This is a genomic window from Methanosarcina mazei S-6 (assembly GCF_000970205.1).
Lineage (GTDB): Archaea > Halobacteriota > Methanosarcinia > Methanosarcinales > Methanosarcinaceae > Methanosarcina > Methanosarcina mazei.
This window is the reverse complement of the sequence record NZ_CP009512.1, coordinates 2,450,645-2,477,356: the sequence shown is the minus strand read 5'-3', so window position 1 is coordinate 2,477,356 and position 26,712 is coordinate 2,450,645. Positions and strand designations below refer to the sequence as shown.

The following is a 26,712-nucleotide window of genomic DNA, read 5'->3' as shown; positions in this document are numbered from 1 at the left end:
AAAAAAATGTTTGTAATTTATGATGGTGTTACTTTTGAAAGAAAAATAATATTTTTTATGGAGCATCCTTTTCTAATCTAAAGGAAGTTCAGGCTGTCGCTTCAAAGATGCTATGGTTATCCTCAGCGTAAGAATCGTAAATATGCTGGAATACTAAATTACATTTTTCGTTATATATTTCAGGAATGTATGAATCAGGCAACTCCTGATCCAGTTTGTCTTCAATTTCTTTTTTAACTGCGGCAACTGCCTGCTGCTTTTTTCTCCAGTCAAGAACAAGTTTTTCAGTCTTTAATGTGCTAAGTAGCTCTTTAGCGACTTTCTTTACCTGCCTTCTTTCTTTTTCGTTCAGGTCAGGTTTTCTAAGCTTATCAAAGAGGGAGAGTTCTTCTTCAGTTAAGTTTTCCATTATTGCTCTCTCATCTTCTTTTTTCAGCTCTTTCGCAAAGTCGATCAATTCTTTATAAGAATGATCTACATTAGCAGAACCTGAATTATACATTTCAATCAGGGTTTCGAATTTCTTCTGGTAGTCAAGGCGGCTGGGGTTTAATTTAATCATTTCTTTTAGCTTGTAAGAAACAAGATTTTTTAACCATTCAAACTCTGTGTTCTTATGCTGTTTATCAAATCTGTCTGCCAGAGCATTGAAGTCAATCTCTTTAAGAGAAATCATTCTGCCTTTCTTTGACTCTTCAATAATGTATTCTCTGGACTTGATCGATTTATCCAGAATTCCCTGTATGCTGTCCATTACTCTCGAAATGTCAATTTCTGGGTCTAAAGAGTGAATTTCGTTTATCAGCTCCTCGTAAAGAGTTATCTGTGAGAGAAACTCTGAAGCCCGCCTGTGGGGGAGTATGGACTTATAGATTTTGAGAGCGGTTCCGGCTTCGGTTAAAAACTTCTTTTTTGTTGATTCGTTTTTGAGAATGGCGTCAGTGGCATTTTTTAAGAGCCTTATTTTCTCAAAACCCGACTTTGTCTTAATGATCTTTTGGGAATCTACACGAAGGCTGGACAGGAATTTATTTATCTCTTTGATTTTCTGTTCGAGGGCATCAAGAAGTTTTTCTTTCGGCTTAATTGGGACTTCAACTCCACCAGATTTGGGAGTGGCATAAATCTTAAGGGCCTGTTCAAGATTTCTGAAAATGCCGGCATAGTCAACAATGAAGCCCCCATCTTTATTTTCAAAGACTCTGTTTGCCCTGGCAATAGTTTGCATGAGACTGTGATCTTTCATGGGCCTGTCAAGGTAAATAGTGGTAAGCGAGGGAACGTCGAATCCTTCTCTCCATTTACTGCATACGAAAACAATTTTGAGCCTGCTCTTTGAGTCTTTGAAAATCTCTTCTAAATTTTCCTCATTCACTCTTTTTCTGTGAGGCTTTATATCCAGCCTATTTTTCTCAAATTTCCTTACTTCATCCTGTCCTTCACTTATGACAACAGCCATGTCCACGTTTTCAAATTCCGAGATCAATTTTTCAAGATCTTTTGCTTCTTCGCTTTCTGTTATAGCTTTTCTTTGCTCTTTTAGCTCTTCGATATACTGGTTCCAGTATTTCTGCACTTTATCGTGCATTTTTACCGTTGTGAGCTTATCTATTGATACAACAAGGGCTTTTCCTGAATAACCTCTTGTGACATAGTGTTCTACAATGTCTTTTGCAATTGTTTCCAGGCGTTTTTCTCTTACAATGATATGATATTCCTTAGAAAACTCCGTGGCAAGCCTTGTTTCTTCTTCATCGTTCAGGCCTGCTTTTTCGATTTCTCTATAAATATCATCGTTAAGGCTCTCGTTGTGTAACTGGACTTCAGGCACACGATTTTCATAATAGAGAGGAACGGTTGCCCCGTCTTCGATTGATTGTATAAAATTATATATGCTTACGTAATCCCCGAATGTGTCTCTGGTTTTTTCTTCACCTTCCATTAACGGTGTACCTGTAAAACCTATAAAGCTTGCATTTGGTAGGGCATCTCTCATGTTTTGTGCCAGGGTGTCATACTGCGTCCTGTGAGCTTCGTCCGCAATTACTATGATATCGTCTCGATCCGAAAGCAGAGGATGTTTTACTCCTTTGTTGGTCCCGAATTTATGGATCAGAGTAAAAACCAGCCTGTGGTCTTCTGTAAGCAGTTGTTTGAGATGCCTGCCACTTCTGGCTCGCACACCTATTTCTGTTACCACACCTGCGTTCTGGAAGTTTTTATGGATCTGCTCATCCAGCTCATCCCTGTCGGTTACGATCACAAAGGTATAATTGCCCGAAAATTTCCGCAGGATCTTTTGTGCAAAAAAGATCATCGAATAGCTTTTCCCAGAGCCCGGAGTGTGCCAGAAGACTCCGATCTTTCCATCATTTTCTTTGCGATTCTTGAAGGATTCTATTGAATTGTTGACTCCGAGGTACTGGTGGTTTCTAGCAATAATCTTTACAGGGTGACCTTCCGTGCTTGAGAAAAGAGTGAAATTTTCCAGAATATCGAGAAGGCGGCTTTTTTCGCAGGCCCCTTTTATCATCGTATCCAGAATGGTGTCCCCGGTTTCATCCTCATCTTCAATCCTTTTCCATTCTCCAAAGTGTTCAAACCCGCTCGTAACAGTCCCTATTTTTGATTCCCTGCCATTGGAGAGTATTATGAAGGCATTATACCAGAAAAGCTGGGTAGCCGCTTTTCGATAATCTGTTATGTTCTTATCAAAAGCCTCTTTCACCCTTTTTCCAGGAGCTTTTAATTCAATGAGGACCAGGGGAATTCCATTTACAAATCCTAATAAATCGGTTCGTATAGGATGTATCTCTCCGGTTATCCAGAACTGCGAAGCCAGAAAGAAGTCGTTATTTTTTGGATTCTCAAAATCGATGATTTTTATAGTCTGGTCTTCAATTTCCCCTTTTTCATTCCTGACTTTGACCTTGACTCCGTTTTTGATTAGCGAATAAACTTCCTGATTTGCTTTTACAGAGCTCAGCCTGCTCCTGTCCTTTGCCAGTTCTTGGATTGCCTGCTCTTCAGCCTCGTCGCAAATGTCAGGGTTGAGCTTTTTGATTGCTTCTCTCAGTTTTTGGAAAAGCAGCACTTCTGATTTCGTTTTTCTCCCGAGAGTCCCTTTACCGTCAAGCTCTACTTTTTCATTGAAACAGTTCAGGTGAATGTAACCCAGCTTTTTGAATTCAAGAATTGCAGACTTTTCTACAAGAGAGTCTTCGCTGTAATCGGAATATATTTCAAAACTTTCTTCCTGAGTTGTTATCCGGTCTGCTAGAGTTACTTTTTGCATCTTATCATCTTTTTTTCCAGCCAGGGTCCAAACAGGTTTTACGCTGGAGAGTATAAATATCGAAAAATATGTTCAGGTCTGTTAACACTTTTTAGATTACTCTATTATTTAAATGAGATTGATTTGAAGCTTCAAATCTGAAAAAAAGGAAAAAATATGAAATCTGAGTATGAAACATGAAGAATGAAGCTTAAACAAGTATCAAAAAAAGGTAAGAGCTGACGATCAATTGTCCTGCAGGTCTTCTTCGAAAAAGTTGTCATCAGGATTAGAGATATCGTCAACCAGATTGGAGATATAATATCGTAAATTGTCTCCAATCCCGTAAGGGCTATCTTCCGAATCACGGTATAGTTTATGAAGCCTCTCCCTGAAGTATGGGTAAAATTTTTGGCCTTCTTCAGTCCTGCCCAGTTCACAAAACTTTTCCATCATGTCAGATCCACCAACGCGAGACGCTTCGTCAATGCCTGAGAACTTGCGGATATACTTCATCACGTTTTCTACAAGGGTAAGTGCCAGGTCCATTGTCCCCTTAATATCTCCGGAAGCCGCAGAATAGTCGTTGATAGTTTTTTTGCTACTGAATAACGAGGCATGCTAGCCGCTCCCCGCGGGTGATAGTAAACATTTATGACTTTTTTCCGGTAGGCCTCAAGGATTTTGTTCTCGTCTCCTGCCTTTACGTATCTGGCAGTAATGAACCTGCGGTTTTCAACGGAATTTTTATACAGATCGTGGAGCAGGTTGATAAGTTCTTTCTGATCTGTTTCTTGAAACAATTTCTTCAATTCAGACCATTTTTAAGTTGCTTCTTCTGCCATGCTTTTACCACAATTCGTTCTCATTACTTCTGTTCTTCAAAAAAAATCTTCAACATCTTCCACAAAAATAGCGATATCGTCCCCAAACCCATAACCGAAATCGTCCGATTCACTGCGGAGTTTGAGCAGCCGTGTTTTAAAATGGGGGTAGAAGCTTTGTCCGTCCGGGGTTTTGATAAGTTCACAGAACTTCCTAAGCATTTCATACGCTACATCATAGAATTCCTCGTCAATATCCCCGTATTCATTGATGAACTCAACGACGTTTTCTACAAAAAAAAGCATCAGTTCCATTGTCCCTGCGAGATCTCCCGAGCCTTCTGAATAATCCAGGACCGCTTTCCTCACCACGTCCGACTGAAGCCCTCCATATCCTTTGTCAGAGAAAAACTCATTCCTGATTACCCGCTGGAAACTCTCCAGGACCCAGTCGCTCTTTTTCCCCTTAGCGTGCCTGGAAATGATTATCTGGCGGTTCTCAGCCGAGTGCCTGTAAAGTTCCCGGATGAGGACGATGAGATCTTTTTTGTCAGTATCCTGAAGGGTTTTCTCCACTTCTGCCCATTTTACGGAATCTTCTTTTGCCATATCTATTCCCTCATTCTTCAAGGTGCCTGCTAAGCTCATAAGAATATCTCAAAACTTTACCCCGAATTTCTTTTCAAATTCGCTTCCCGAAATAGTCCCCTCTTTTTTGATCTCATCCAGTCTCTCAAGGTATTCTTTTCTTACAGGATGCAGTTCGCTGTCAATTAGCTCAAGTCTTTCCTCTATTTCGAGATTTTTGGTGTTATGTGTCATTCTTATCTTCTTCAAAACGCTCTTCAAAAAACTCTTCAATATCTGCTACGAGGATGCAAATTGCATCTTCGAAACCCCATCCGATGTTTTCCAAGCCCGTGCCGGCCTTAAGCAGCCGTTCCCTGAAAAGAGGATAATATTTCTGTCCTTCCTTAGTTTTTAATTGTTCACAGAGCCTATCTAGCATCCCTTCAATGCTGTCATAGAACTCATCGCCTATGACTCCAAAAATCCTGGCAAATTGGACCCCTTCTTCAACATATGTGAGCATCAGGTCAAGCGTCCCCACAAAGTCTCCTGAAGCATTAGAATAGTCACTGATAGCCCTTTCCGCTACGGAGTAATGGATTTTTGCTAACTTCTTTTCCGTCAGGAACTCTTCCTTAATGATTTTCCGGTACTTCTCCAGCATCGTATTCATTTCCTGCTTTGCTCCCTCTCCAAGGTATCTGGAATTTATGAGCATACGGTCTCCAACCGAGTGTTTGTACAGTTCCTGAATAAGACCAATGAGTTCCTTTTTCTCGGCCTTCTGCAGGATTTCCTCCACTTTTGTCCACTTTGCGGATTCTTCTTTTTCCATGAAAAATCACCTGAACTTTGTTATGAATCCTTCTGCTCTTCCTCAAAAAACTCCTCAATTTCTTTCACACGCAGCTTTATCCCGTCTCCAAACCCCCATCCCATTCCTCTTGTTTTCCTGCGGATCTCAAAAAGCCTTTCCCTGAAATGGGCATAAAGTGTTTGCCTTCAGGTGTTTTTAACTGGGTGCAGAACTTTTCTAACATACCATAAATTTTGAGATAGAACTCCTCATCTATGTCCCCGTATTTACTGGTAAATTCCACCCCATTTTCCACATAAAAAAACATCAATTCCATCGTCCCTGCAAAATCCCCTGAAGCTTCCGAATAGTCGTTAATAGCCTTTTCCGCTACAGAATATCGAAGTTCTCCATAACCCCTTTTCGGGAAAAACTCATTTTTAATTATATCCCGGTACTCTTCCATAACTCCGGCAGCCTCTTCCCTATCAATGCACCTGGCAAGCAGATACCTGCGGTTGTCCTCAGAATACCTGTAGAGTTTCTGGATGATGTTGATAAGCCCCTCCGTGTCTGATTTCTGAAGTGATTTTTTCAGGTCGGACCACTTTAAATCTGAATCCTTTTTCATCTTATGGCTCCCGAAGGTTGAATTACGATTCCTGAACCCCGTTTCTTATGTGAATATCCAGATCAGAAACATCTATTTCCCCTGAGATAAGTTTTGGAAGAAGGAGGTCGCGGGTCTTGCGGAGATTTTGATTTTTGTGTTCAAGTAAAGTTATTTGTTTAAACAAAGGGTTTACTACATTTACAAAGTCCATTGCTAGGGGAACATCAGGCAAAACAACTCTTTTAGCTTGTAACTCATTCCAATGCCTTTTGTATTCTTTCGTCTGAACCAAGTTTTTAATCAGGAAAAATACAAATATCTCAGGGTAATCTTCAGATCTAAAAGGTATAACGTTCGGTCCTACTGAAAAAGGTTCAATAAGTATTTTTATCTTACAGGTGTGATCTCCGAATATCATTATTGGATTTTTTAAACTGGCACTATGATCCGCAATATCATTATGAAATCCTAATATTTCTTTTTCAGACTGGTCAATTACCGGAATCAAACCTTCTTCTAAAACATTATCTTGTGTGTACTTTTTACCAGCTTTAAATCTTTTCAGAATTTCGGAGACTTCTCTAACCTTCCATCTCTTCGGAATCTCCCCCAAATCTGAAGGAACCATTTTTACATTTTCATGCCCCGGAAACCTGAACTTAACAAACCATTCCTCATAAACAAGCTTTGCCATCTGTTCAAGGATTTCTATTCGCCGGGTGTTGTTTTCGATTAGGTCGTCGTAGCTGGAGAGAATATAGGCTATTTTTTTTTGTGTAGTTAAAGAAGGATAAGTGATCGGGATACTACGGATTATGCTTGTATTCAAGTTTGGCATCGTCGCTCCGATTGCCTGATTGTATATCCATGATACAATCTCTGGTTGTCCTAAATAATAATATAGAAATGAAGGCTCAAGTATACTAGCGTTCTTCAGGCTGATTTTAATGCAACCTGTTCCACATAGCCATCCAGCCTGTTCTCCTTTTATAAGAGCTCGACGACCAATATCACCTCTACGCCCGTAAACAATATCTCCTTTTTGAAGTTTATGCTGAGAAAGACGTTCAACATCTTTTTTTCCAATTCGAGCAATTTCTTCAATTGAGATCTTATCTTCAATAATGTTCTTTGGCATCACAACTGGAATTCCTTCATCCTTGTAGTCGGACTTATGTAACTGTGAACCAAAGGGACCTGTTTGAACAATTCCTTTAACCTCATCACAAATATCGCCAAGAGTACGCTTTGTGAATTCCATTAAATCGATCCCCTTAAAAGTCTAGTCACATTTTCAGAAATCTGTTCTTCTAGTTCCTTTGCCTCAACATTTAGCCCTTCAAGCTCCTCATTCAACTCTTCCAGCCTCTCGATAAAATCAAAATCTTCTTGAACGGTTTCAGCAACCCCAACATATCTTCCCGGATTCAGAGAATATCCCTGCTCTCTGACCTCATCAAGAGTTGCAACCTTACACAAACCCTTGACATCCTCATAAGGTTCACTTCCTTCTTCTTCGCGGTAGCTCCTGACGATTCCAGCGATTTTTTCAATCTGCTCGGCTGTAAACTCTCTGTGCGCCCTGTCGACCTGCGTGAAAATTTCCCTGGCGTCAATGAAGAGAATCTTATCTTTTCTGTCGGTGCTGGCTTTGCTTTTGTCCAGGAACCAGAGAGCGCAGGGGAGGGTGACGGTGTAGAAAAAGTTTGAGCCGATAGAAACCATTATGTCAACTGCATTGCTTTCGATAAGCTGTTTTCTGATTTCGGCTTCTGTGCCTCTGGCATCCGAGGCTGAGTTTGCCATAACGAAGCCTGCTCTGCCTTTTTCGTTTAAGGCTGACCAGAAGTGCTGGATCCAGAGGTAGTTTGCGTTATCAGTCGAAGGGGTGCCAAGTGGAAGCCTTTTGTCTCCTTTGACCTTTTCAAAATCGACTTTTTTCACGTTGAAAGGGGGATTTGCCATTACGAAATCAAAAGCATCTACCGAATTGTGAATGTTTTCATAATAGGTGTTGCCTTCTTTAATGTCCCCTGAGAGGCCGTGGACTGCAAGGTTCATTTTGCAGAGCCGGACGGTATCGGCTACCTTTTCCTGGCCGTAGACTGAGATTTCGGAACTGGCTTTTCGGTGGTGATTTTCCACAAAATGGGCGCTCTGGACGAACATGCCGCCTGACCCGCAGGCAGGGTCAAGGATTTTTCCGTGGTAGGGCTCGATGATTTCAACTATCAGCTTGACAAGGGATATAGGGGTAAAGAATTCCCCGCCTTTCTGGCCTTCGGCCATCGCGAATTTGCCGAGGAAGTATTCGTAGATCTTGCCGAAAGCGTCTCCCTGAATGTCCGTGGGCAGTTTAAAGGCTTTTAAAAGGGCAATGAGCAGGTCATTTTCAAAAGATGTGTAGTTTTTTGGCAGGATGTCGGTCAGTTCCGGATTTTCGGCTTCAATTGCTTCCATTGCCTCATTGACGGCTTTTCCTGTGTTTTCACTTTCCGGCAGATCCAGTAAATAGGAGTATCTGGCTTTTTCAGGAAGGTAGAGGACTCCTTTTGCCTGATAATCCACTTTTGAGATTTCATTTTTTCTTCTCCGGCTGGATGAGTTATTTTCCAGTTCCAGCTTTAGTTCCTGTTCTGCCTGAGCGAATTTGAATTCAGCATACCTTAGAAAAATAAGTCCGAGCACGGGGACAGAATATTCCGAGGCTTTCAAGCCGGAATTTGCCCGGAGTTCATTAGCCACGTCCCATAACCTTTTTTCAGTTTCGTTATTGTTGCCTGCCATTTTTCATCATCTTTTGAACTTGTTTTTAGTTCTCATCACTGAATTAGAATATATAGGTTGCTAAAATTGGTGAAAGTTGAATAAGTAAATCTGCTGGTAAATGTTTAGAGGTTTGGACTACAGTTCTGAGTTATTTATATATTTTTTATCAGATTAGTAAATAAAATTAAAGAGCTTGGGGAATTAATATGAAAACTGATTTTATTCAAAAAGTAGTTGTCTACGAGGATAAATGTTGAAGAGGATCTTAAAGAGTGATTGAAAAAACCTATTAACTAACTGGCACGAAGGTCTGAAATTTTTATTTGATCATTCTTCAGATAATATAAAATAGTTCTAAAACTTTACTAATTTTTTGTGGTAAATTTGCTTGAGATCATTGATTCATTATTTCATTTATTTCCTTAATTAAAGTAATTATTGATGGCAGAGTAGTTATGATAAAGACGCTTATCGTTTTGGGATCAAATTCTTTGCTTAATATTTCCTTTATCCTTATTTCTTTTTTTTCAAAAAAGTTCATCTTTATATTTAAGTTTTCGAGTTCTCTTTTGTTCTCATCGTCATTTAAATTCGAATTAATTTCAAGTATTTTATCATAAATTTCTTTATAGTTCCTGTATATTTCATTTAACTCATAATTTACATTTTTATCAATCAAGTGGCTTATTAATTTTTGCTCCTTTAAGAAAATAATCAAACCTATCAGAATCATTAGGCTCAGTATGATGATCTCACATGGAATTATTGCTTTGTGACGTAACATAACGTTGGAAAACATGGACTCAATTAGTGATTCATACGAGATTATAACTAATGTTAAAGTTATGAAGTAACGGCTCACGATCGATAGGACAAAATTTCTCAGAGGCTTAAGTCCTCCTATCTCACGGCTGTCAAATACATTGATACATATTGAATATTTTTTATCCAGTTCATTTAAAATTGTAGCTAACTCTATCATTATCCAGATAATTACTGCCAAAAAGAGAAGCAACGAATATTGAATTATAGTATTAATTATATCAAGCGAAAAGGACCAAAATGTTTTTTCAAATAAATAAAAGTAAGGGGGTGTAGATCCATTAAAGAATTTATACTTCAATATATCGGTTAACTCCAATGCTAGAAATGGGAGCACGACAACAGTTATCGTCAAGTAAAACTGCCAGGATCTGTGTAGTTTTTTCTTCAGATCATGTGAAAATATCTGATATTGTTTTTCTGGAAATGAAGGCTCAAGTTCTCTAAATATCAGATATATGTTTGAAAAAAAATATTTTATTGTTGCATATTCATATCCTATCAAAATGCTCACTGCTGCTGTAATAAGTAAGGAAGTAAAATCATAATTATAAGATTCTATTTTAGATATCAAAAATGAAAATGTTAAAAAAATTACTCCAGATAATAAAAGAGAAGTAAGCCAATAGTTTGTTGTAAATTTATTGTATATTTCTCTGATCTCCAATTTCTCACAAACTCCAATTATGATCTTATTTTTTTCTCAAAATTAAGTATCCGCAAATTAAAGCCAACAAAGCTGGAATTGTCAGAAAGTTTGGGCCTTCCTCTTCTGTTAGAGTTGGTGTTATTTTTTCTTGTTTAGATGGAGTCAGAGATGTAGGAATAGGCTGTAATTCATATTTCATTTCTTTTTTGTTCTCTCCTGAAAGAAAAAAGTCGTCTTTATAATCATTGTATCCTTCTTTTTTTAGGCAGAGTGAATGTTCATTTATATTTTCGATTGGAATTTGTGCCGGGGTTCTTCCAATGTATCTTCCATCAATCAATATCTCTGCCCCTTCTGGAATTGAAGAGATATTGATGTAACGAGATTCGGAGGCAGGAGAAGTAATTGTTGTGGGTATAGGCTGTTTTTCAGTCAAGAGAGCTTCTACTTGCACTTCGGATTTATTGGATGCCTGAACTTCACTTTTTTGTTCCCATCTCTCATATCCTTCCAGTTCTAAACAGATTAAATATGTTCTCAAATCGGTTATTTTAGTTTCCTTTGGAGTTTTACCTATGTATTCTCCATCAAGTAATATATTCGCTCCTTCGGGAATAGAAGTAATTCTTAGTTTTTTAAATGGATTTGGTCCTCCTATTGCAAATTTTAAATGTGGAGGTGTAATACAAATATTTATGTAGTTGCCATCAGAATCCTGGGATATATCTTCGATAATTATATCAAGCCAACTAGGTTTGCCACTCTCATTTACTGAATAGCTTATTTTATAAAACATAACTATATCGTGTTTTTTCACTCTCATTTCATTAACTGTACGTTCGTCTAACTTTATTTCCATCAAAGTTTCGTTGTTTGCGGGATCTATTTGCTTTATTAATAGTATATATCCATCTCCAAAATCAATACTATCTGCAGATCTCTTTTTTAGTGAATAATTCCCAGAGAAAGTGATTTTATTTCCTGCGGTCAGATTTTTAGTTTCAAAAACAGGTGTTTCATATCCATTTACTGGCTCATAATTTATCATATATGTGCCTGCAGATGCATTAAATTTAGTCCAGTCTGACCCATTTCCTATATACGTCTCATCTGGCCCTGATATGGCAAAAGTCGCATTATCTAAAGGAACTGCTGAGTCAGGATTCCAGGACATACTTATATCTACATTTATTTCACTAATCTGAGATGATTGATTGGTAGTGATCGGGATTTCTTTGGAATTTGTGATATTGTACATGTAGATGTCAGATAAATTTCGAGAATCCATCCATACTATTCTATCCGAGTAGAGAAAAGGAAAATCCTGATCTAATTCATTAGTGGTTATCTGGATTTCTGTGGAAGTGGAAAGATCGTACATGTAGATGTCGGAGTTACTATTCATGTAGAATTCGCCACTTTTATCACTATTGCGCTCATCCACCCATACTATCCTATCACCGTAAATTTCAGGTCTAAACTGATTAGATTTGTTGCTGGTAATTTGAGTTTCTGTAGAAGTTGACAGATCATACATGTAGATATCGGAGTTACTATTCATGTAGAAGGTGCTACTTTCTTTACTATTGCGATAATCTGTCCATACTATTCTGTTGCCGTAGATAGCCGGGTCCTCTTGACTTGATTCATTGATTGTAATCCGCGTTTCTTTTTCAGTAGAGAGGTTGTACATGTAGATATCAGAATTTCCATCCCTCTCGTCCTGCCACACTATCCTATCACCATAAATTGCAGGAGAACCATACTCGCTTGCGGATCCATTGGTAGTAATCTGAGTTTCCTTGGTAGTGGAGATATTATACACGTAAATATCCTGTTTTCCGTTGCGATCATCAATCCATATTATCCTATCACCATAGATTTCAGGACCCGACTTGATTGATTCGTTGGTTGTAATCTGAGTCTCTCTTTCAGCAGAGAGATTATACATGTATATATGGTTGTTTTCATTACGATAATCAGTCCAGACTACTTTATCCTCGTAAATAGCAGGATAATTAGCTTTTCCACTTGTGGTGATCTGAGTTTCCTTAGAAGTAGAGACATTGTACATGTAGATATCGTTATTAGACCCCTCATTGCGAATAATTTCCCACACTACTCTATCACCGTAGATTGCAGGAGAGCATCGACTCGCAATCTGACTTGAGTTATTATTGATGCTCAGGATTTCAGCAATCGGAGATTGACTATCTTTGGGTTGAGTTTGCTGAAAATCAACATTCGAATTATTTTCTGTAGTAGTCCCCCCTGCAGATGCAAGATCGTAAACATCAAAAATGAGAAAGATTGCAGCCGCTAAAAGAATGATTGTTCTGTTTATCAGCATTTGCTACTTCTCCCCTCTTACTCAGAAAAAATTAATAGGATCCTATGCAAGACCATATATAAGGATTAATAGATTTTATTTATGGGATTATATATAATTTTATTGCTTATTTAATAAAAATAGAATTAGTTAGTAATTATTAATTAATTTAAAAGATTAAAAATTTCTAATTTTAATTTTCAAGACTTTTTATTTCTTAGTTTAACTTAGTTTCTATTTCAGATATTTCTGACTCTTCATTTTTTTGGAAGTTGAGAGTAGTGTTCTCATTTAGAAGAATATATTACAAAAAGCATCGACTTGTGGATCAAGAGAGTTGCATATAAAGCTGGAATTTTAAATGATGAAATGAAAAAAATGAAGAATTGATAAGAAATAATATTGTTGAAGCCTGTTTGGGGTCAGGAGTTTCAGCAATAAAATTCAATCAGGGAGCCTGGCACTTATGGTATAATTCGTTCAATATTCTCATGGAAAAATTAAAAGAAAAATAAAAAATTTCATTAGTCGTGAACAAAGAAAGTAGTCAGCCGGATTGTGGAAGTTTTAAGTAATTCAGGAAACAAACTCCTGTTAACAATAGAAACCTGTAGTAAACACAACCTTTTCAAGGGGGTAAAAATATTCCAAGCGCATACGACAACCGCAGAGGCTCGGTAATTGTTGAAACCGAAGAAGGAGTCCTGCTCGTGAGCAGTTCGGGGTCTTATTATCGGCTTCCCGGAGGAAAACCGGAAAAAGGGGAAGCGAGCATCGAAGCTGCAATTCGGGAGCTCAGGGAAGAGACCGGGCTTCGGGCTTACGACGTCAGGTACCTTTTCAAGTTTCATGCGTCCAAGATCTTCAGGATTAAGGCGAAGGGCGAACCAGAGCCGGGAAGCGAGATTCACCATTTTGCGTATTTCAGGCCAGGCAAGGATATGGAAGTACAGGTTTCTGAGAATACGCTCAAAATACTGGATAAGTATTATGAGCTGAAGGAGAAGGAGAGTAAGTAAAAAGTTATGTTTTAGTTCGTGAGCAGCCTTTTCTGTATCTTTATGATTTTTACTTATCTGAAAAAGGGCTGAATTTCTTTCTTAACGGCTTCAATTTTTCTGTCCTGCTTTTTCAAAAATCACTTTTTATTATTGTAACTCCAGATATGCGTGCGCCTGTACCTGTCATAAAGGGTGACGTTAAGGGTAAGGAGGAGGACAAAAAATAGGGTGTCTAACAGGTCGATCGAACCATTGAGTGAGGGTAGCAGGAAATCGAAGAGCAGGATCAGGCCGAAATTTACAACTGACATTACGACAAATTCCTGAATAATAGACCTCCACTGCCTCCCGCGCCTGACAAGCCACTGGCTCAATGCTGTATTAATCACTATGAGGATGGATAAGCCGGCTGCCACCTGGAGACTGCCTGCCCTAACACCTGGGAGCACTTCGGCAAAGATTATGCTCAGAAGGGAGATAAGCACAATCTTTTCGGCCAGTTCGCGGGTTACAAGCTTTTCGGATAACAACTTATGGACCATTTTCATCCGCTTACGCTCCTCGCGAGTTCTGGCACCCTCTGCACCGTCAGACAGAAAAGACGGGATAGGATCTGCAGCAAATGAAAAACCCGGCCGGGCAGGGGGGAGGTCCTTCAAGAGCCACCAGGTCATAAAAAGCAGGACCGAAGCCCAGGCAATCAAAAAGAGTGTGTTTGCGGGATTTTCCATGATCCAATCGGTTGTGCTCATTTCAGCGATATGTATCCAGTATTCCTGCGGTACTTTGACGAAAATCCATATCAGGGCTGCAGTGATAATCAACTTGTTTTTTGTAAGCACCTGAGGGTCCCATTTCAGGCGGACTGCCTCATAAAAAATGAAGAAATATTCAAAGACATTGGGAAAGATAAACAGCAGTGCTCGCAGATGTGTTATCCCGAAAAGGGCTGCGCCTACCAGCCTGTAGTAGAAGAGGAAACGGCTCAGCCTGAAGGCAAAAAGGTTCGACCAGTCTCTAAGGGTTGAAAGATATGTGATTGTCAGGTAATAAATGTCAAGAGCTTTGTCATAGCCCTGGTAGTCATCCAGAGGCAGGTCCGTAAACAGCTGGAAAATTGTCTTGTCAATAGCATCAAGGACCAGAGAAGCTATTATCCCTGGCAGGGGGTATTTTGGAATAGAGAGCGGTATAAGGAAACGGGCCATAACTAAAGCCCAGAAGATCAACAGATCTGATGTATCCGGCGCTATGAAATTTGCCCCCTTCTTAACAACTAAATCCCCAATTTTGCTTCATGGTCCAGATCAAAATTTATGGATAGATCTACTAGAAGACTTAAAAAGTGATCGGCCTCCATTTCTCATAAAACTTTACTGTCTTACCTTTTTTTTGCATTTGATTTTTCAATTTTTTCACTCTCAGTTTTACTCTCATTTTTTACTCTCAATCTTTTCACTCTCAGTTTTTTCGTTTTGGCCACGCAAGATTAGTTATTGCGATATGACTCCAGATATGCACCCGCCGGTATCTGTCATAGAGAGTTACATTCAGGGTAAGGAGAAGAATGAAGAATAGAGTGTTAAGAAGGTCGATCGAACCTTCGTATCTTGCCAGAAAGAAATCAAAGAGCAGGACAAGGATGAGGTTTACAATAGACATTACGATGAACTCCCTCACAATTGACCTCCACTGTGTCCCGCGTCTGGCAAGCCACTGGCTCAGTTCCGTATTTATTATGTTAAGAATAGATACACCTATTGCAAGCTGGAAGTCATTTGCCCGGACATCAGGAAGAATCTGCGCGAAAATTATGCTCAGAAGAGAGACCAGCACAATCTTCTCGATCAATTCGTGGTGTATGAAGTCATCAAAAAATCTCTTACTCGTGTAATTATCCCTCACACGGGCAGCCTGAGGGCCGTCAAAGTTGAAAGTTGCATGGTGAGCAGCAACTGAGAAGCCGGGTCTCATTGGAGGCAGGTCCCGTAAGAGCCACCATGCCATGCCAAGCATGACTGCAGCCCAGGCGATCAGAATAACTGCGTTTGCAGGATTTTCTATGATCCAGTCGGTTGTATCCATTTCTGCTATATGTATCCAGTATTCATGCGGTATTTTGACGAAAATCCATATCACGGCTGCAGTGATAATTAATTTGTCTTTTGTAAGTACTCTCGGGTTCCATTTCATGCGGACTGCCTCGTAAAAAATAAAGAAATACTCAAAAACATTGGGAAAGACAAACAGCAGCAGGCGCAGGTTCGTCAGCTCGAAGAGAGCTACTCCAACAAGCCTGTAGTAGAAGAGAAAACGGTTTAGCTTGAAGGCAAAGAGGTTTGACCAGTTCCGCATGGTTGAAAGGTATGTGATAGCCAGGTAATAGATATCAAGAGCCTTGTCATAGCCCTGATAGCCCTCAAGAGGCAGGTCCGTAAACAGTTGGAAAATTGTCTGGTCAACAGCGTCAAGGAGCAGAGAAGCTATTATGCCGGGAAGAGGGTATTTTGGAATAGAAAGAGGTACAAAAAAACGGGCCATGACTACAGCCCAGAATATCAGTATATCTGACGTGTTCTGCATTTTTCATTTGCTCCCTTTTTTAGGCATCCTGCACGACAGATCCTGTTTTCATTTCCAGCATCATCCAAATTGCTCTAAGTATCCGTACCTAACTTTATACTATTTCCTGATTAATTTTATACTACTTCTTAGTAAACTCTATACTATTTCTATATTTATATTCCCCATAAAACCCGGATATTCTCTGCATATAAATTGAGACATCGGATTACAGTACCGGGGTTGTGACCGGAAACTCGAGAGGATTTTGAAAAGTTGTACCCGACTACCCGAGAGAATTTTGAATAAATTTTCTCCTGTCAGTTTGCTTTATTAACAATGTAAAAATTAGTTAACAATGTAAAAATTAGTTAACAATGTAAAAATTAGTTAACAATGTAAAAATTAGTTAACAATGTAAAAATTAATTTTCAGCTCCGGGTAAAACTCTACTGACTTATTGTATCGACTCAGGCATTGCATCTTTTCAGGCAGGTACCTGAGTTATTTTTTCCTGCAATCAACTGCCTTTATTATTATTATTATTATTATTATTATTATTATTATTATTATTATTATTACTATTACTATTATTACTATTATTATTATTATTATTATTATTATTATTATTATTATTATTATTATTGTTATTATTGTTGCTATTATTGTTATTATTGTTATTAGTATTTCTGGCATGCAACACCCGGTACCTGTCGTACAGGGTTATGTTGAGTGTCAGGAGGAGGATGAAAAATAGAGTGTTAAAAAGGTTTATTGAGCCGTTGTATCTGGGAAGCAGAAAATCAAATGCAAGTACTATGCCGAGGTTGACCAGGGACATTACTATGAATTCCCGAATAATGGATTTCCAGTGAGTGCCGCGTCTGGCAAGCCAGTGGCTCAATGCAGTATTTATTATTATGATGATTGCCGTACCTATCGCCAGCTGGAAATTGCTCGACCTTACATCCGGAAGCACCTGCGCAAAGATTATGCCGAGGAGAGAAACCAGCAATATCTTCTCAACCAGGGCGTTGTTAAAGAAACGTTCTGAGGAATCAATCACCGGGAAATTAATTTTTGTTTTCTTTCCCGGAAGTTTTTCAGAGGCTGGCTGGAAAGGATCAGCTGAAATTTCGAGCCCTGGCCTCATAGGAGGCAGGTCTCTGACAAGCCACCACGCCATCCCGAGCAGAAATATTGCATAGGCAATAAGGATGAATGCATTTGATGGGTTGGCTCTTATCCAGTCTGTAGTGTCAAGCTGGGCAACATGTATCCAGTATTCCTGAGGAATCTTAATAAAAACCCATATCAGGGCTGCAGCCGTTATAAGTTTGCTTTTTGTCAGCACTTCAGGGTCCCATTTCAGGCGGATGGCTTCATAGAAGATGAAAAAGTATTCGAATGTATTGGGAAAAACGAGCAGCATAGAACGCAGTTGTGTGAATTCGAAAATTGCCACTCCAACCAGCCGGTAATAGAAAAGAAATCGGTCCAGTTTGAAGGCGTAGAGGTTCGACCAGTTTCTCAGGGTCGAAAGGTACGTAATGGTCAGGTAATATATATCTAGGGATTTATCATAGCTCTGGTATCCTTCAAGGGGTAGGTTCGTAAAAAGCTGAAAGATCGTCTGGTCTATGCCGTCGAGGATCAGGCACGCCAGTACTCCAGGGAGTGGGTAGCGCGGAATGGTAAGGGGTATCAAGAAGCGAGCTATAACTACAGCCCAGAAAACCAGCATGTCTGAAGTATCTACCATTGTAAATTACTTCTCCTGCTTCTCCTTAAATCTACATTTCAATCTTTAACTAATTCTCCCTGATCATTTTAATCCGGAAAGATAGAATGGTTATTATAAAATCATCAATTAATTTATAGAAATTCGACTATTATACTCATGTCGAAACTAATGTACTCATTTTTTATCATAACGGTGAAAATCAGCAGCTGTTTACTCATATGAGAATTAATATATGATGGATTTTATATAGATCAAAATTATACATATATTATTAGCCAATTTAGCTACACTAGTAGAATCAAAATAATTAAAATAAAAGACCAGTTATGTGCCAATCGCCTTGCCTGTAGCGAGGGTCAGTGAAGCTTAAGGCGAGAATATCGCAGATATGTGGGGTACTCTGCTTAGAAATGACGGCAAAAGGTCATGGTTTTGCTCTTTCACAGGTTTTTATTCGGCAACTGAAATCTTGATCAATTTAAATTATCTCAGTTGCAGCTGCCTGCAAAGAGCCGTGCTGGTGAAGAATTCTGGAGGATATTGTAATGGCACAGTTTAGACCATTTGAAATGGACAGCATCCCGATAGAAGAGCAGTTTATGAACTGGAAAGAGATTGTCAAAGCTCCATATGATCGAAAATCTGTAGACGCTTATACACGGACGCGTGTAATTCTAATGAACGGGATTGAGAACGCTTCAGTCCTCATGTCCCATGCAATAGAACGAATGACTGTCGATCCGGAGATCAAACGCCAGATGGCAGCGATGAGGCGCGCGGATTCCATGCAGCAGCAAACGATCAACTGGCTGAATCCGGCAAACCAGACTATCATAGAAACCACACTTGGCTATGAACAGGTGGCTGTCGACCTTACTGCAAACCTTGCCAGAAACGAGCCAGATCCATATGTAAAACAGACTCTGGACTTCGCCCTGCTTGAGGACTTCGACCACCTCTACCGCTACAGCTGCCTTTACGATTACATGGAACAGGGTGACCCTGAGCTTATTGTTCAGGGAAATACCGAGGTAAAACCGGGAAGACCGACAGTTGGCCATCACCGCCATCCTGACGACACCATGCGCAAGCATTACGATAAGGACACAGCCGACATTAAAACCAAAATGAATTATCTTACCATTGTCGCAGGCGAACAGCAGACCGAGCTTTACTACAAATCCCACGGTTTCATGTATTCTGATGAACTTGCAAGGCAGATTTATTCCGAGATTGCCGATGTTGAAGAAGAACATGTGACCCAGTACGGACTGCTCGGCGACCCGCGAGAAACAATGCTCGAAAAATCTGCGCTCATGCAGCTCTGTGAAGCATATATTTACTTCTCCTGCGCGCAGACTGAAACCGATCCCAGGATAAAGAGTATCTGGGAAAACTTCGCAAAGATGGAAATCTCACATTTCGAAGGCTGCGCCCGCCTTCTTGAAAAATATGAAGGAAGGGATATCAGGGATGTTGTAAGGGCTGATGTTATCGAACCTCTTGTCGTTTTCGAGCCGAATAAAGATTATGTAAATAAAGTAATTGATGAGCAGCTTGACCTCATGCCTTCTGGAATGGAATATAAACGGCTCAGTGAACTGGCTGATACATGGTCCAGCTTTAAGTTCCAGTGGAAGGTAAATAGAGATGGCGTGCCAAGTGAAGAAACAACCAGAAAAGCAAGAGATGAACTGGTTCAGCGGGATCAGGCTAAAAATATCAAGGAGTTTAAGAGTCAGCTAGCAAAACGCACAGAGGATGTTATGGCTGGGAGACCTGCTCCGCCTATGTGAATTTAACAGAGATTTTTAATTAAGGAATCTGGCGTTACCCGGCGCCAGTTTAATTTTCCTTTTTTCAGTTAAAATGGTCAGACTTTATAGATCTATTAATTTCCAAACTTAATCCCCGGGATTTAACAAATTTCTGATCATTCAGGCCCTGAATTAAGTGTCGATTGTATTTCAGTTTTTTAAATTTTTTGCTATTCAGGTAAAAAGTTATGAATTTTTATTCAAAGAATGCATAATATATAAAAAAATAGGTTTTTCAAGTCATTGTAACATTTTGAAAAAGTTCATGGATATATCAGGCATATCCCTGAACTTTTAAGGATTTCAGAGCTGGATAAATTTAGAGCTGGATAAATTTAGAGCTGGATAAATTTAGAGCTGGATAAATTTAGAGCTGGATAAATTTAGAGCTGGATAAATTTAGAGCTGGATAAATTTAGAGCTGGATAAATTTAGAGCTGGATAAATTTAGAGCTGGATAAATTTAGAGCTGGATAGGTTACTGCTATTATTTATTAATAACAAATATATTTTATAAATTCAATCTTATTATATGGGACTATAATTTATTGCAGTAACCTGAAATAAACAGGATCAAATTCAGAGCATAATTGAGGCGAACCTGATTTATGCTAATTATTTTAAAATGCACATGAAGCAAGTGCAGAAATTTGTAATATAACAGAAAGTAAAAGAGTACGGAAATTAAAACATTTATTAATTCATTCATTAATTTATTTGTTAATATATTTATTAATTTATTTGTTAATATATTTATTAATTTATTTGTTAATATATTTATTAATTTATTTATCTGCATATCCATTTGCATGTTCATCTGTATATTTATTAGATCTATGATTGTTGAAGGTCAGGAATTTTCGTGTCCAACTAAAGGACATTTGAGGGAGAAATGAAAGTGAAAACAGGTCAACCTCCAGAAATAAACCTGAACCCGGTGCATATCAGTAAGGCTGATGGTACTGCTATAGAACTTGCCAGTATTATTGATACCGAAGCAGTCCAGTCCCTTATTAATGATTTTTACAGGCTTGTCCATATTCCCATGGCATTATTCGACCTTAAGGGCAATGTTCTGGTAAGTGCTGGATGGCAGGATATCTGCACAAAATTTCACAGGGTTAATCCTGAAACCTGCAAGTACTGTATAGAAAGCGACCAGAAGCTATCTCTGAATGTAGCTCCTGGAAAATATAAGCTGTACAAATGCAGGAACAATATCTGGGATGTGGTAACCCCGATTATGGTTGAGGGGCAACACATAGGCAATATTTTCTCAGGACAGTTTCTTTTTGAGGATGAGCCCCTGGATTATGAGCTTTTCCGGTCTCAGGCAAGAAAATACGGTTTCAATGAAGAGGAATATATAAAAGCACTTGAAAAAATTCCCAGACTGAGCAGGGAAGATATAGATACAGGCATGGCTTTCTTCATGACCTTCGCCAATATGATCTCGCAACTGAGCTACAGCAACATCAAGCTGTCTCAATCCCTGGCTGAACGTGATGCTGTGGTGGAAGCATTGCAGGAAAGCGAGAAACGTGAGAAAGCCCGTTCGAATGAGTTAGCAGCAGTACTGGATGCCGTACCTGTTGCTGTTTATACGACACATGACCCTCAGGCGCTTAAGATAACCGGTAACCGCCTCTCCTGCGAATGGCTGCGAATACCTCCAGGTACAAACCTGTCCAAGTCTGCTCATGAAGGGGAAAGACCGGAGTTTTTCAAGTTATTCAAAGATGGTGTGGAGATACCACCTGAAAAAATGCCTTCGCAGTTGTCAGCTGCCGGTATAGAGGTAAATGACTGTGAACTGGATATCGTATCTGCTGACGGCAGGATACGGCATGTACTGGGCAATGCAAGGCCCCTTCGCGACGAGAATGGAAACCTGCGCGGATCCATTTCTGCATTTATTGACATTACCGAACGCAAGCGGGTGGAAGAGGCTCTTCGTAAAAGTGAGGAGCATCTGCGCCTCCTGAGTGATAACCTGCCAGACAGCGCCGTATATCAGTATACCCTTGACCCCGACGGCAGTGGTTGTTTCCAGTACGTAAGCGCGGGCATTGAAAGGCTAATCGGTTTAAATTCCCGGGATATATTGAACGATCCCTCCATATTGTACAGGATAATCCCTTCGCAGTATATGGGAGAGCTTATCGAAGCCGGGGTTCGCAGTGCACATGAACTGTCGGATTTTGATATGGAGTTGCCTGTAGAGTTACCGGACGGCAGGTTGAAGTGGATAAGATTGAACTCCCGCCCTCGAAGGCTTCCTGAAGGGAGTACAATCTGGGACGGCGTATTGACCGACATTACCAGGCTTAAACGGGCTGAAGAGGTCCTGCGTGAGAGCGAATCACGCCGTAAGGTTGCCGAAGCGGTCGATACTGAAAGGCGGCGTTTCTTTGATGTGCTGGAGACGCTGCCGGTAATGATAGCCCTGCTAACACCTGACCACCAAATTGCCTTTGCCAACCGCCCCTTCCGTGAGATGTTTGGAAATTCCGGTAATAGACACTGCTTTGAGCATTGTTTCAGAAACAACGAGCAATTTGATTCCTGTAAAGCATATAAAATCCTTGAAACCGGCCAGCCTTACCACTGGGAAATCACCACTCCAGAGGGAAGAGTATTTGATACGTATAACCTTCCGTTCATTGATGTTGACGGTTCACGCATGACTCTTGAAATGGACATTGACATTACCGAGAGGAAAGCAGCAGAGGAAATGCTTCGGGATAGTGAGGAGAAATACCGGAATATCGTTGAGACAGCAAATGAAATTATACTTATCACTGACAGTGAAGCCGTAATCAATTATGCTAACTCTAAAGTAGTGGATATGCTGGAATACCCTCTGGACGAAGTTATTGGTAAACCGATCTGGGGTTTCATCAGTAAGGAATGTATACCTGCTGTCAGGCAGAATCTGGAAAAAAGAAGGCAGGGAATAAGCGAAAGCTATGAACTGAAATTAATACGTAAAGATGGTTCCCCGGTCTGGACATTTTTAAATGCCAAACCTCTTTTTGACAGGAACGGCAGTTTTACGGGCGTAATGAGCATGTTAACTGACATCTCAAAACGAAAGGAAGCAGAAGAAGCCCTGGCAAATATTGAAACTGCCCGTAAGAAGGAAATCCACCACAGGATAAAGAATAATCTTCAGGTAATTTCTTCCCTTCTTGATCTTCAGGCTGATCAGTTTAAAAACCGGGAGGACATTAAAGACCTGGAAGTTCTCTCCGCCTTCAGGGAAAGCCAGGACAGAGTAATATCAATGGCTTTGATACACGAGGAACTGTATAGAGGCAGCGGGTTCGAAACATTAAATTTTTCTCCGTATATTCAGGAACTTACCGAGAATCTTTTCAATACATACAGCCTTGGAGATACCAGGATAACTTTAAGCATGGACCTGGAAGAGGACCTCTTCTTTAATATGGATACTGCGGTCCCGCTAGGAATGATTGTCAACGAACTTGTTTCCAATTCCCTCAAGCATGCGTTCGGAGGAAGAGATAAAGGGGAAATTTGTATACAACTTTACAGGGAAAAGCTCACAAAATTTAAAAGTGAAGAGTCTGAAGGTACCGTTTTTGTCCTGAAAATTTCAGATAACGGCCTTGGAATTCCTGAGATTGATGTTGAAAATCTTGACAGCCTTGGAATGCAGCTTGTAACTTCCCTTGTCGACCAGCTGGATGGCAAACTCGAACTGAAAAGAAACAATGGGACTGAATTCATTATCAGGTTTAAAGTAACGGATAAAGAAAATAAGGTTCAATTTGCCCTGAAATCAAGTCATACGAGTAAATAACATACGAGTAGCAGGATATCTGACCTTAATGCATGAGTTTCTGAGGTAACAGGTTTTTAACCCGGTACATCTGCCTGGCTAAATTCTCGCATATTAACCTCTTATTTATAATATATAATTCTATATGTTAATCTACAAAAATTCCAGAAACCTCATTTCCTGCAACTGGCCCAGCCTTCATCATTTTCATAACCCAATGTCCAGAGTTGATCTTTATGCACCCCAAAACCCTAGAAATCCTTAAAATGTTTGAAGAAATAAATAAAATCCCTCGACGTTCTAAAAATGAAGAAAAACTTGCCCTCTGGCTGATGGAATGGGCAAAAAATCATAATTTTGAAGCAAAAACCGACGCTTTAAACAATGTCCTGATTAAAGTCCCCCCCACGCCGGGGTATGAGAATTCTCCTGCGATTGTTCTTCAGGGTCATATGGACATGGTATGTGAAAAGTGCAGAGATTCAGGCCATGATTTTTCTAAAGACCCTATCATATGTATTTATGAAGGGGACTGGCTGAGAGGGGATGGGACCTCAATTGGGGCAGACAATGGGATTGCCCTTGCGATAGGGCTTGTGCTGGCGGAGTCAGGCATAAAAGGAGAGATAGAGCATCCTCCTCTCGAGCTCCTTTTTACTGTTGATGAGGAGACAGGGCTGACAGGAGCCAGCGGGCTCGAAGAGGATTTCTTTGAAGGCAGGATTCTTCTGAACCTGGACTCGGAAGATGAAGGAATTTTTATACTGGGGTGTGCCGGGGGTCAGAACTCCCGGATTTTCCTGCCCCTGCAATGGGAAAGTTTTGACTACGGAAAGGGAAGTGGGTTCGGGCTTTTCAGGATCTCGGCAGAAGGGCTTGAAGGTGGGCACTCAGGAGTCGAGATCCACAGGCAGAGGGCAAATGGTATCCAGCTTCTTGCCAGGATGCTTTCAGCCCTTAAGGAAAAAGTCGGAAAAGAAAATCTCAGGCTGGTCTTTTTCAGCGGGGGGAGTGTCCACAATGCCATTCCAAACTACGCAGAGGCATTTATTGTCCTCTCCAGAAATAACGAAAAACAGGCAGAAGACTTCGTTTCCGGGCTTCAGAAGAGTTTTAGAGGCGAGTATGCGGTATCTGACCCTGAAATAACCCTTCAGCTTAAAGAGGTTGAGAACGGGATTATTTTCGAAGCGTCGGGAGGGAAAATTACCCGAAAAGAAGTGCCTTCGGACAGGGTTTTTTCAGTCGAAACGGAAGAAAAGCTTTACGGGGTCCTCCTCGGGATGCCTCACGGGGTACACAGGGTTTCGGATACTATTCCGGGGCTTGTTGAGACCTCGAACAACCTTGCAACCGTAAGGACAGGAGAAAAAGAAGTGAGGATCGTATCAAGCCAGCGCAGTTCTGTCATGTCAAGGCTTGCTGAAGTCACGGAAAAGGTGGAAACCGTTGCAAAACTGGCAGGAGCACGGGTTGAGCATGAATGCGGATATCCTGCATGGGAGCCTGACCTTCAATCAGGTCTGCTTATGAAATGCAGGCATGCGTATTCAGGGACTTTCGGGAAAGAGCCGGAAATCAAAGTAGTGCATGCAGGGCTTGAGTGCGGGGTGATAGGCTCGAAATGCGAATGCATTGAAATGATCTCCTTCGGGCCGACAATCAAAGACCCTCATTCCCCAGCTGAGAGAGTATATATCCCCTCAATTGAAAAAGTCTGGGTTTTCCTGGAAAACCTGATGAAGAGCTATCGTTAATAACTAATTGTCAATATTTGATTAAGAAACCTGTGAAGTGCAATCAGCAGGAATTGGAGCCGGATAGTTAAGGGATCCGGCTTCAATCCTTTTTTTCTTTCGATAACCAGCTAGATTCACTGTTCGAGGAAATCGCCTCTCCTATCTCTTTAAGGCACTCTTCTTCCCTGCTGCTCTGTTTAGTTACACGTGAACGCACACCCATAAAATAAGACAGAGCTGCGATTGGTAAGGCATAACCTATTCCATAAATAGCGAGATTTTCTCCCTCAGGTTCAAAAATCACGCTCAGGAAATTAACTCCCAGTACAACAATGGTTAGTCCAACAAGGTTTAACTCCAGCTCCTCAATATTATTTACTTTTAACCATCCCGGCAAAGGAAGCGGCTGGATGAACAACTGGTAGAGCCCAAAAGAAGTAAGGAAAAGGACTGTACCGACCAGGAATAGATGGACAGTTTCCACAAGTTCAACAATAACATTTTCTCCCTCAGGATATGTTTCTGTCATTCCTGTAATCAGTTCCCAGATGAAATGAACAATATCAACGCCTCCTTTAATAAACAGAATGCAGGCAGCAATTGCCAGCCCTATAACCGGAATGAGTACGAAGAAATGCATACCTGCAATAAATCTCACTATTTTCACTGGAAGTCCCCTCATTGCTTTTCTGCCAGCCCATGAAGTCGGGTCTGGTGGATCCGGGATAAGTAAAATAGTCTCCAGAGAGCTTACCCTCTGGAAAACCTAATCTAAGGTCGTTTACTCTTCGGCGAAAACTGCACGCAGCTTATCCTCTTCTTCCCTGGAAAGGTTGGAAGCGATAAGTTCAAATTTCATTCCTTTGGAGACTTCAGCGACTCTGTCCTGTACGGCATCACTTGTCATTAAAAAGAGGGCTGAAGTTCCTTCGGTTACTTTGCTTCGGATTGAACGGATGAAATCATCATCGATTCCAATATCTGCCATGGAACCTGTGAGGGCTCCGACTGTAGCCCCTACGGCAAGGCCCAGTATAGGAACAAAAAAGATCAGCCCGAAAAGCATCCCCCAGAAAGCACCGCTCAATGTCCCCGCACCGGTTAAACTGGTCAGCTGTTCTGTTTTTGGCTTCTTCTTCCCCTGAGGCCAGGTGACTATGGCGGCATCATGAAGGTTTATCAGATGCTGCTTGCTCAAATCCTTTACAACATCAAGAGCTTTTTCCGCTCCATCTGCGGTTTCAAACTTCAGAACGGTTATTGTTGCCATTCCTTGAATCTCCTCCTCTGCTTACAGGTTCAATTTACCGGTTGTTTTTCATACCAGCCTGTAACAGCCTGACAGCTAATTGAGAACGGACAGAAACGTTTTCAGGAACTTTTTCTCAGGGTGACAAG

At 40.4% G+C, this 26,712-nt stretch carries 19 protein-coding genes; 4 read left to right on the top strand and 15 right to left on the bottom strand.

The annotated features are described in order from the left end of the window. Window positions 1–88 precede the first annotated feature (88 nt). From MSMAS_RS10580 to MSMAS_RS17900, 10 genes are all read right to left on the bottom strand, one after another. On the bottom strand, window positions 89–3,295 hold the full coding sequence (locus MSMAS_RS10580; protein WP_011034642.1) for a type I restriction endonuclease subunit R: 3,207 nt from the start codon (window positions 3,293–3,295) through the stop codon (window positions 89–91). A gap of 225 nt (window positions 3,296–3,520) precedes the next feature. Then, window positions 3,521–3,823 carry a hypothetical protein gene (locus MSMAS_RS10575; RefSeq protein WP_011034643.1) on the bottom strand — a complete coding sequence of 101 codons (303 nt, stop codon included), beginning with the start codon at window positions 3,821–3,823 and terminating at the stop codon, window positions 3,521–3,523. A gap of 332 nt (window positions 3,824–4,155) precedes the next feature. Next, a complete protein-coding gene (locus tag MSMAS_RS10565; RefSeq protein ID WP_011034645.1) occupies window positions 4,156–4,707 on the bottom strand; it encodes a hypothetical protein in 552 nt (183 codons plus the stop codon). Window positions 4,708–4,755: 48 nt separating this feature from the next. Continuing rightward, window positions 4,756–4,920, bottom strand: a complete 165-nt coding sequence (locus MSMAS_RS18875) for a hypothetical protein (protein ID WP_155395244.1) — start codon at window positions 4,918–4,920, stop codon at window positions 4,756–4,758. Continuing rightward, window positions 4,910–5,503, bottom strand: a complete 594-nt coding sequence (locus tag MSMAS_RS10560; protein ID WP_011034646.1) for a hypothetical protein — start codon at window positions 5,501–5,503, stop codon at window positions 4,910–4,912. The genes MSMAS_RS18875 and MSMAS_RS10560 overlap by 11 nt, the downstream gene beginning before the upstream one ends. 76 nt (window positions 5,504–5,579) lie before the next feature. Then, complete coding sequence (locus MSMAS_RS10555; protein ID WP_011034647.1) at window positions 5,580–6,095, bottom strand: hypothetical protein; 516 nt, start codon at window positions 6,093–6,095, stop codon at window positions 5,580–5,582. A gap of 22 nt (window positions 6,096–6,117) precedes the next feature. Beyond that, window positions 6,118–7,338, bottom strand: a complete 1,221-nt coding sequence (locus MSMAS_RS10550; RefSeq protein WP_011034648.1) for a restriction endonuclease subunit S — start codon at window positions 7,336–7,338, stop codon at window positions 6,118–6,120. Next, the gene (locus MSMAS_RS10545) at window positions 7,338–8,864 is read right to left on the bottom strand and encodes a type I restriction-modification system subunit M (RefSeq protein ID WP_011034649.1); all 1,527 of its coding nucleotides are present in this window, start codon (window positions 8,862–8,864) and stop codon (window positions 7,338–7,340) included. Before MSMAS_RS10545 ends, MSMAS_RS10550 begins: the two co-directional genes overlap by 1 nt. Window positions 8,865–9,240: 376 nt before the next feature. Continuing rightward, on the bottom strand, window positions 9,241–10,335 hold the full coding sequence (locus MSMAS_RS10540) for a hypothetical protein (protein ID WP_011034650.1): 1,095 nt from the start codon (window positions 10,333–10,335) through the stop codon (window positions 9,241–9,243). 25 nt (window positions 10,336–10,360) lie between these two features. Beyond that, window positions 10,361–12,667, bottom strand: coding sequence for a PEGA domain-containing protein (locus MSMAS_RS17900; protein ID WP_011034651.1), 2,307 nt, complete (start codon window positions 12,665–12,667; stop codon window positions 10,361–10,363). 623 nt (window positions 12,668–13,290) lie between these two features. Here MSMAS_RS17900 and MSMAS_RS10530 point away from each other — a divergent pair. Beyond that, a complete protein-coding gene (locus MSMAS_RS10530; RefSeq protein WP_137726658.1) occupies window positions 13,291–13,665 on the top strand; it encodes an NUDIX domain-containing protein in 375 nt (124 codons plus the stop codon). Window positions 13,666–13,784: 119 nt separating this feature from the next. On the opposite strand, the gene MSMAS_RS10525 is transcribed toward MSMAS_RS10530, so the two are convergent. From MSMAS_RS10525 to MSMAS_RS10515, 3 genes are all read right to left on the bottom strand, one after another. Next, window positions 13,785–14,855, bottom strand: coding sequence for a hypothetical protein (locus tag MSMAS_RS10525; RefSeq protein WP_048036886.1), 1,071 nt, complete (start codon window positions 14,853–14,855; stop codon window positions 13,785–13,787). 253 nt (window positions 14,856–15,108) lie between these two features. Then, window positions 15,109–16,230 (bottom strand): hypothetical protein, encoded by a 1,122-nt coding sequence (locus MSMAS_RS10520; protein WP_011034654.1) that lies wholly within the window; start codon window positions 16,228–16,230, stop codon window positions 15,109–15,111. Between the two features lie 499 nt (window positions 16,231–16,729). Continuing rightward, complete coding sequence (locus MSMAS_RS10515; RefSeq protein WP_048046547.1) at window positions 16,730–17,971, bottom strand: hypothetical protein; 1,242 nt, start codon at window positions 17,969–17,971, stop codon at window positions 16,730–16,732. Window positions 17,972–18,498: 527 nt separating this feature from the next. On the opposite strand from MSMAS_RS10515, the gene MSMAS_RS10510 reads away from it, so the two are divergent. The 3 genes from MSMAS_RS10510 (at window position 18,499) to pepD (ending at window position 25,332) form a co-directional block, all read left to right on the top strand. After that, a complete protein-coding gene (locus MSMAS_RS10510; protein WP_048040639.1) occupies window positions 18,499–19,749 on the top strand; it encodes a hypothetical protein in 1,251 nt (416 codons plus the stop codon). A 958-nt stretch (window positions 19,750–20,707) separates the two neighbouring features. Further along, on the top strand, window positions 20,708–23,596 hold the full coding sequence (locus MSMAS_RS10500) for a PocR ligand-binding domain-containing protein (protein ID WP_011034657.1): 2,889 nt from the start codon (window positions 20,708–20,710) through the stop codon (window positions 23,594–23,596). A gap of 215 nt (window positions 23,597–23,811) precedes the next feature. Continuing rightward, a complete protein-coding gene (pepD, locus tag MSMAS_RS10495) occupies window positions 23,812–25,332 on the top strand; it encodes an aminoacyl-histidine dipeptidase (RefSeq protein ID WP_015412777.1) in 1,521 nt (506 codons plus the stop codon). An 82-nt stretch (window positions 25,333–25,414) separates the two neighbouring features. Here the strand turns inward: pepD and MSMAS_RS10490 are convergent, their stop codons facing one another. Further along, complete coding sequence (locus MSMAS_RS10490; protein ID WP_152558027.1) at window positions 25,415–25,981, bottom strand: YqhA family protein; 567 nt, start codon at window positions 25,979–25,981, stop codon at window positions 25,415–25,417. 114 nt (window positions 25,982–26,095) lie between these two features. Continuing rightward, window positions 26,096–26,584, bottom strand: a complete 489-nt coding sequence (locus MSMAS_RS10485; protein ID WP_011034660.1) for a DUF1269 domain-containing protein — start codon at window positions 26,582–26,584, stop codon at window positions 26,096–26,098. Window positions 26,585–26,712 lie beyond the last annotated feature (128 nt).

Coding starts and splice junctions, on each gene's coding strand:
- MSMAS_RS10580 (WP_011034642.1), bottom strand. CDS start 3,295: ATGCAAAAAGTAACTCTAGCAGACCGGATAACAACTCAGGAAGAAAGT.
- MSMAS_RS10575 (WP_011034643.1), bottom strand. CDS start 3,823: ATGGACCTGGCACTTACCCTTGTAGAAAACGTGATGAAGTATATCCGC.
- MSMAS_RS10565 (WP_011034645.1), bottom strand. CDS start 4,707: ATGGCAAAAGAAGATTCCGTAAAATGGGCAGAAGTGGAGAAAACCCTT.
- MSMAS_RS18875 (WP_155395244.1), bottom strand. CDS start 4,920: ATGACACATAACACCAAAAATCTCGAAATAGAGGAAAGACTTGAGCTA.
- MSMAS_RS10560 (WP_011034646.1), bottom strand. CDS start 5,503: ATGGAAAAAGAAGAATCCGCAAAGTGGACAAAAGTGGAGGAAATCCTG.
- MSMAS_RS10555 (WP_011034647.1), bottom strand. CDS start 6,095: ATGAAAAAGGATTCAGATTTAAAGTGGTCCGACCTGAAAAAATCACTT.
- MSMAS_RS10550 (WP_011034648.1), bottom strand. CDS start 7,338: ATGGAATTCACAAAGCGTACTCTTGGCGATATTTGTGATGAGGTTAAA.
- MSMAS_RS10545 (WP_011034649.1), bottom strand. CDS start 8,864: ATGGCAGGCAACAATAACGAAACTGAAAAAAGGTTATGGGACGTGGCT.
- MSMAS_RS17900 (WP_011034651.1), bottom strand. CDS start 12,667: ATGCTGATAAACAGAACAATCATTCTTTTAGCGGCTGCAATCTTTCTC.
- MSMAS_RS10525 (WP_048036886.1), bottom strand. CDS start 14,855: ATGGCCCGTTTCCTTATACCGCTCTCTATTCCAAAATACCCCCTGCCA.
- MSMAS_RS10520 (WP_011034654.1), bottom strand. CDS start 16,230: ATGCAGAACACGTCAGATATACTGATATTCTGGGCTGTAGTCATGGCC.
- MSMAS_RS10515 (WP_048046547.1), bottom strand. CDS start 17,971: ATGGTAGATACTTCAGACATGCTGGTTTTCTGGGCTGTAGTTATAGCT.
- MSMAS_RS10510 (WP_048040639.1), top strand. CDS start 18,499: ATGGCACAGTTTAGACCATTTGAAATGGACAGCATCCCGATAGAAGAG.
- pepD (WP_015412777.1), top strand. CDS start 23,812: ATGCACCCCAAAACCCTAGAAATCCTTAAAATGTTTGAAGAAATAAAT.
- MSMAS_RS10485 (WP_011034660.1), bottom strand. CDS start 26,584: ATGGCAACAATAACCGTTCTGAAGTTTGAAACCGCAGATGGAGCGGAA.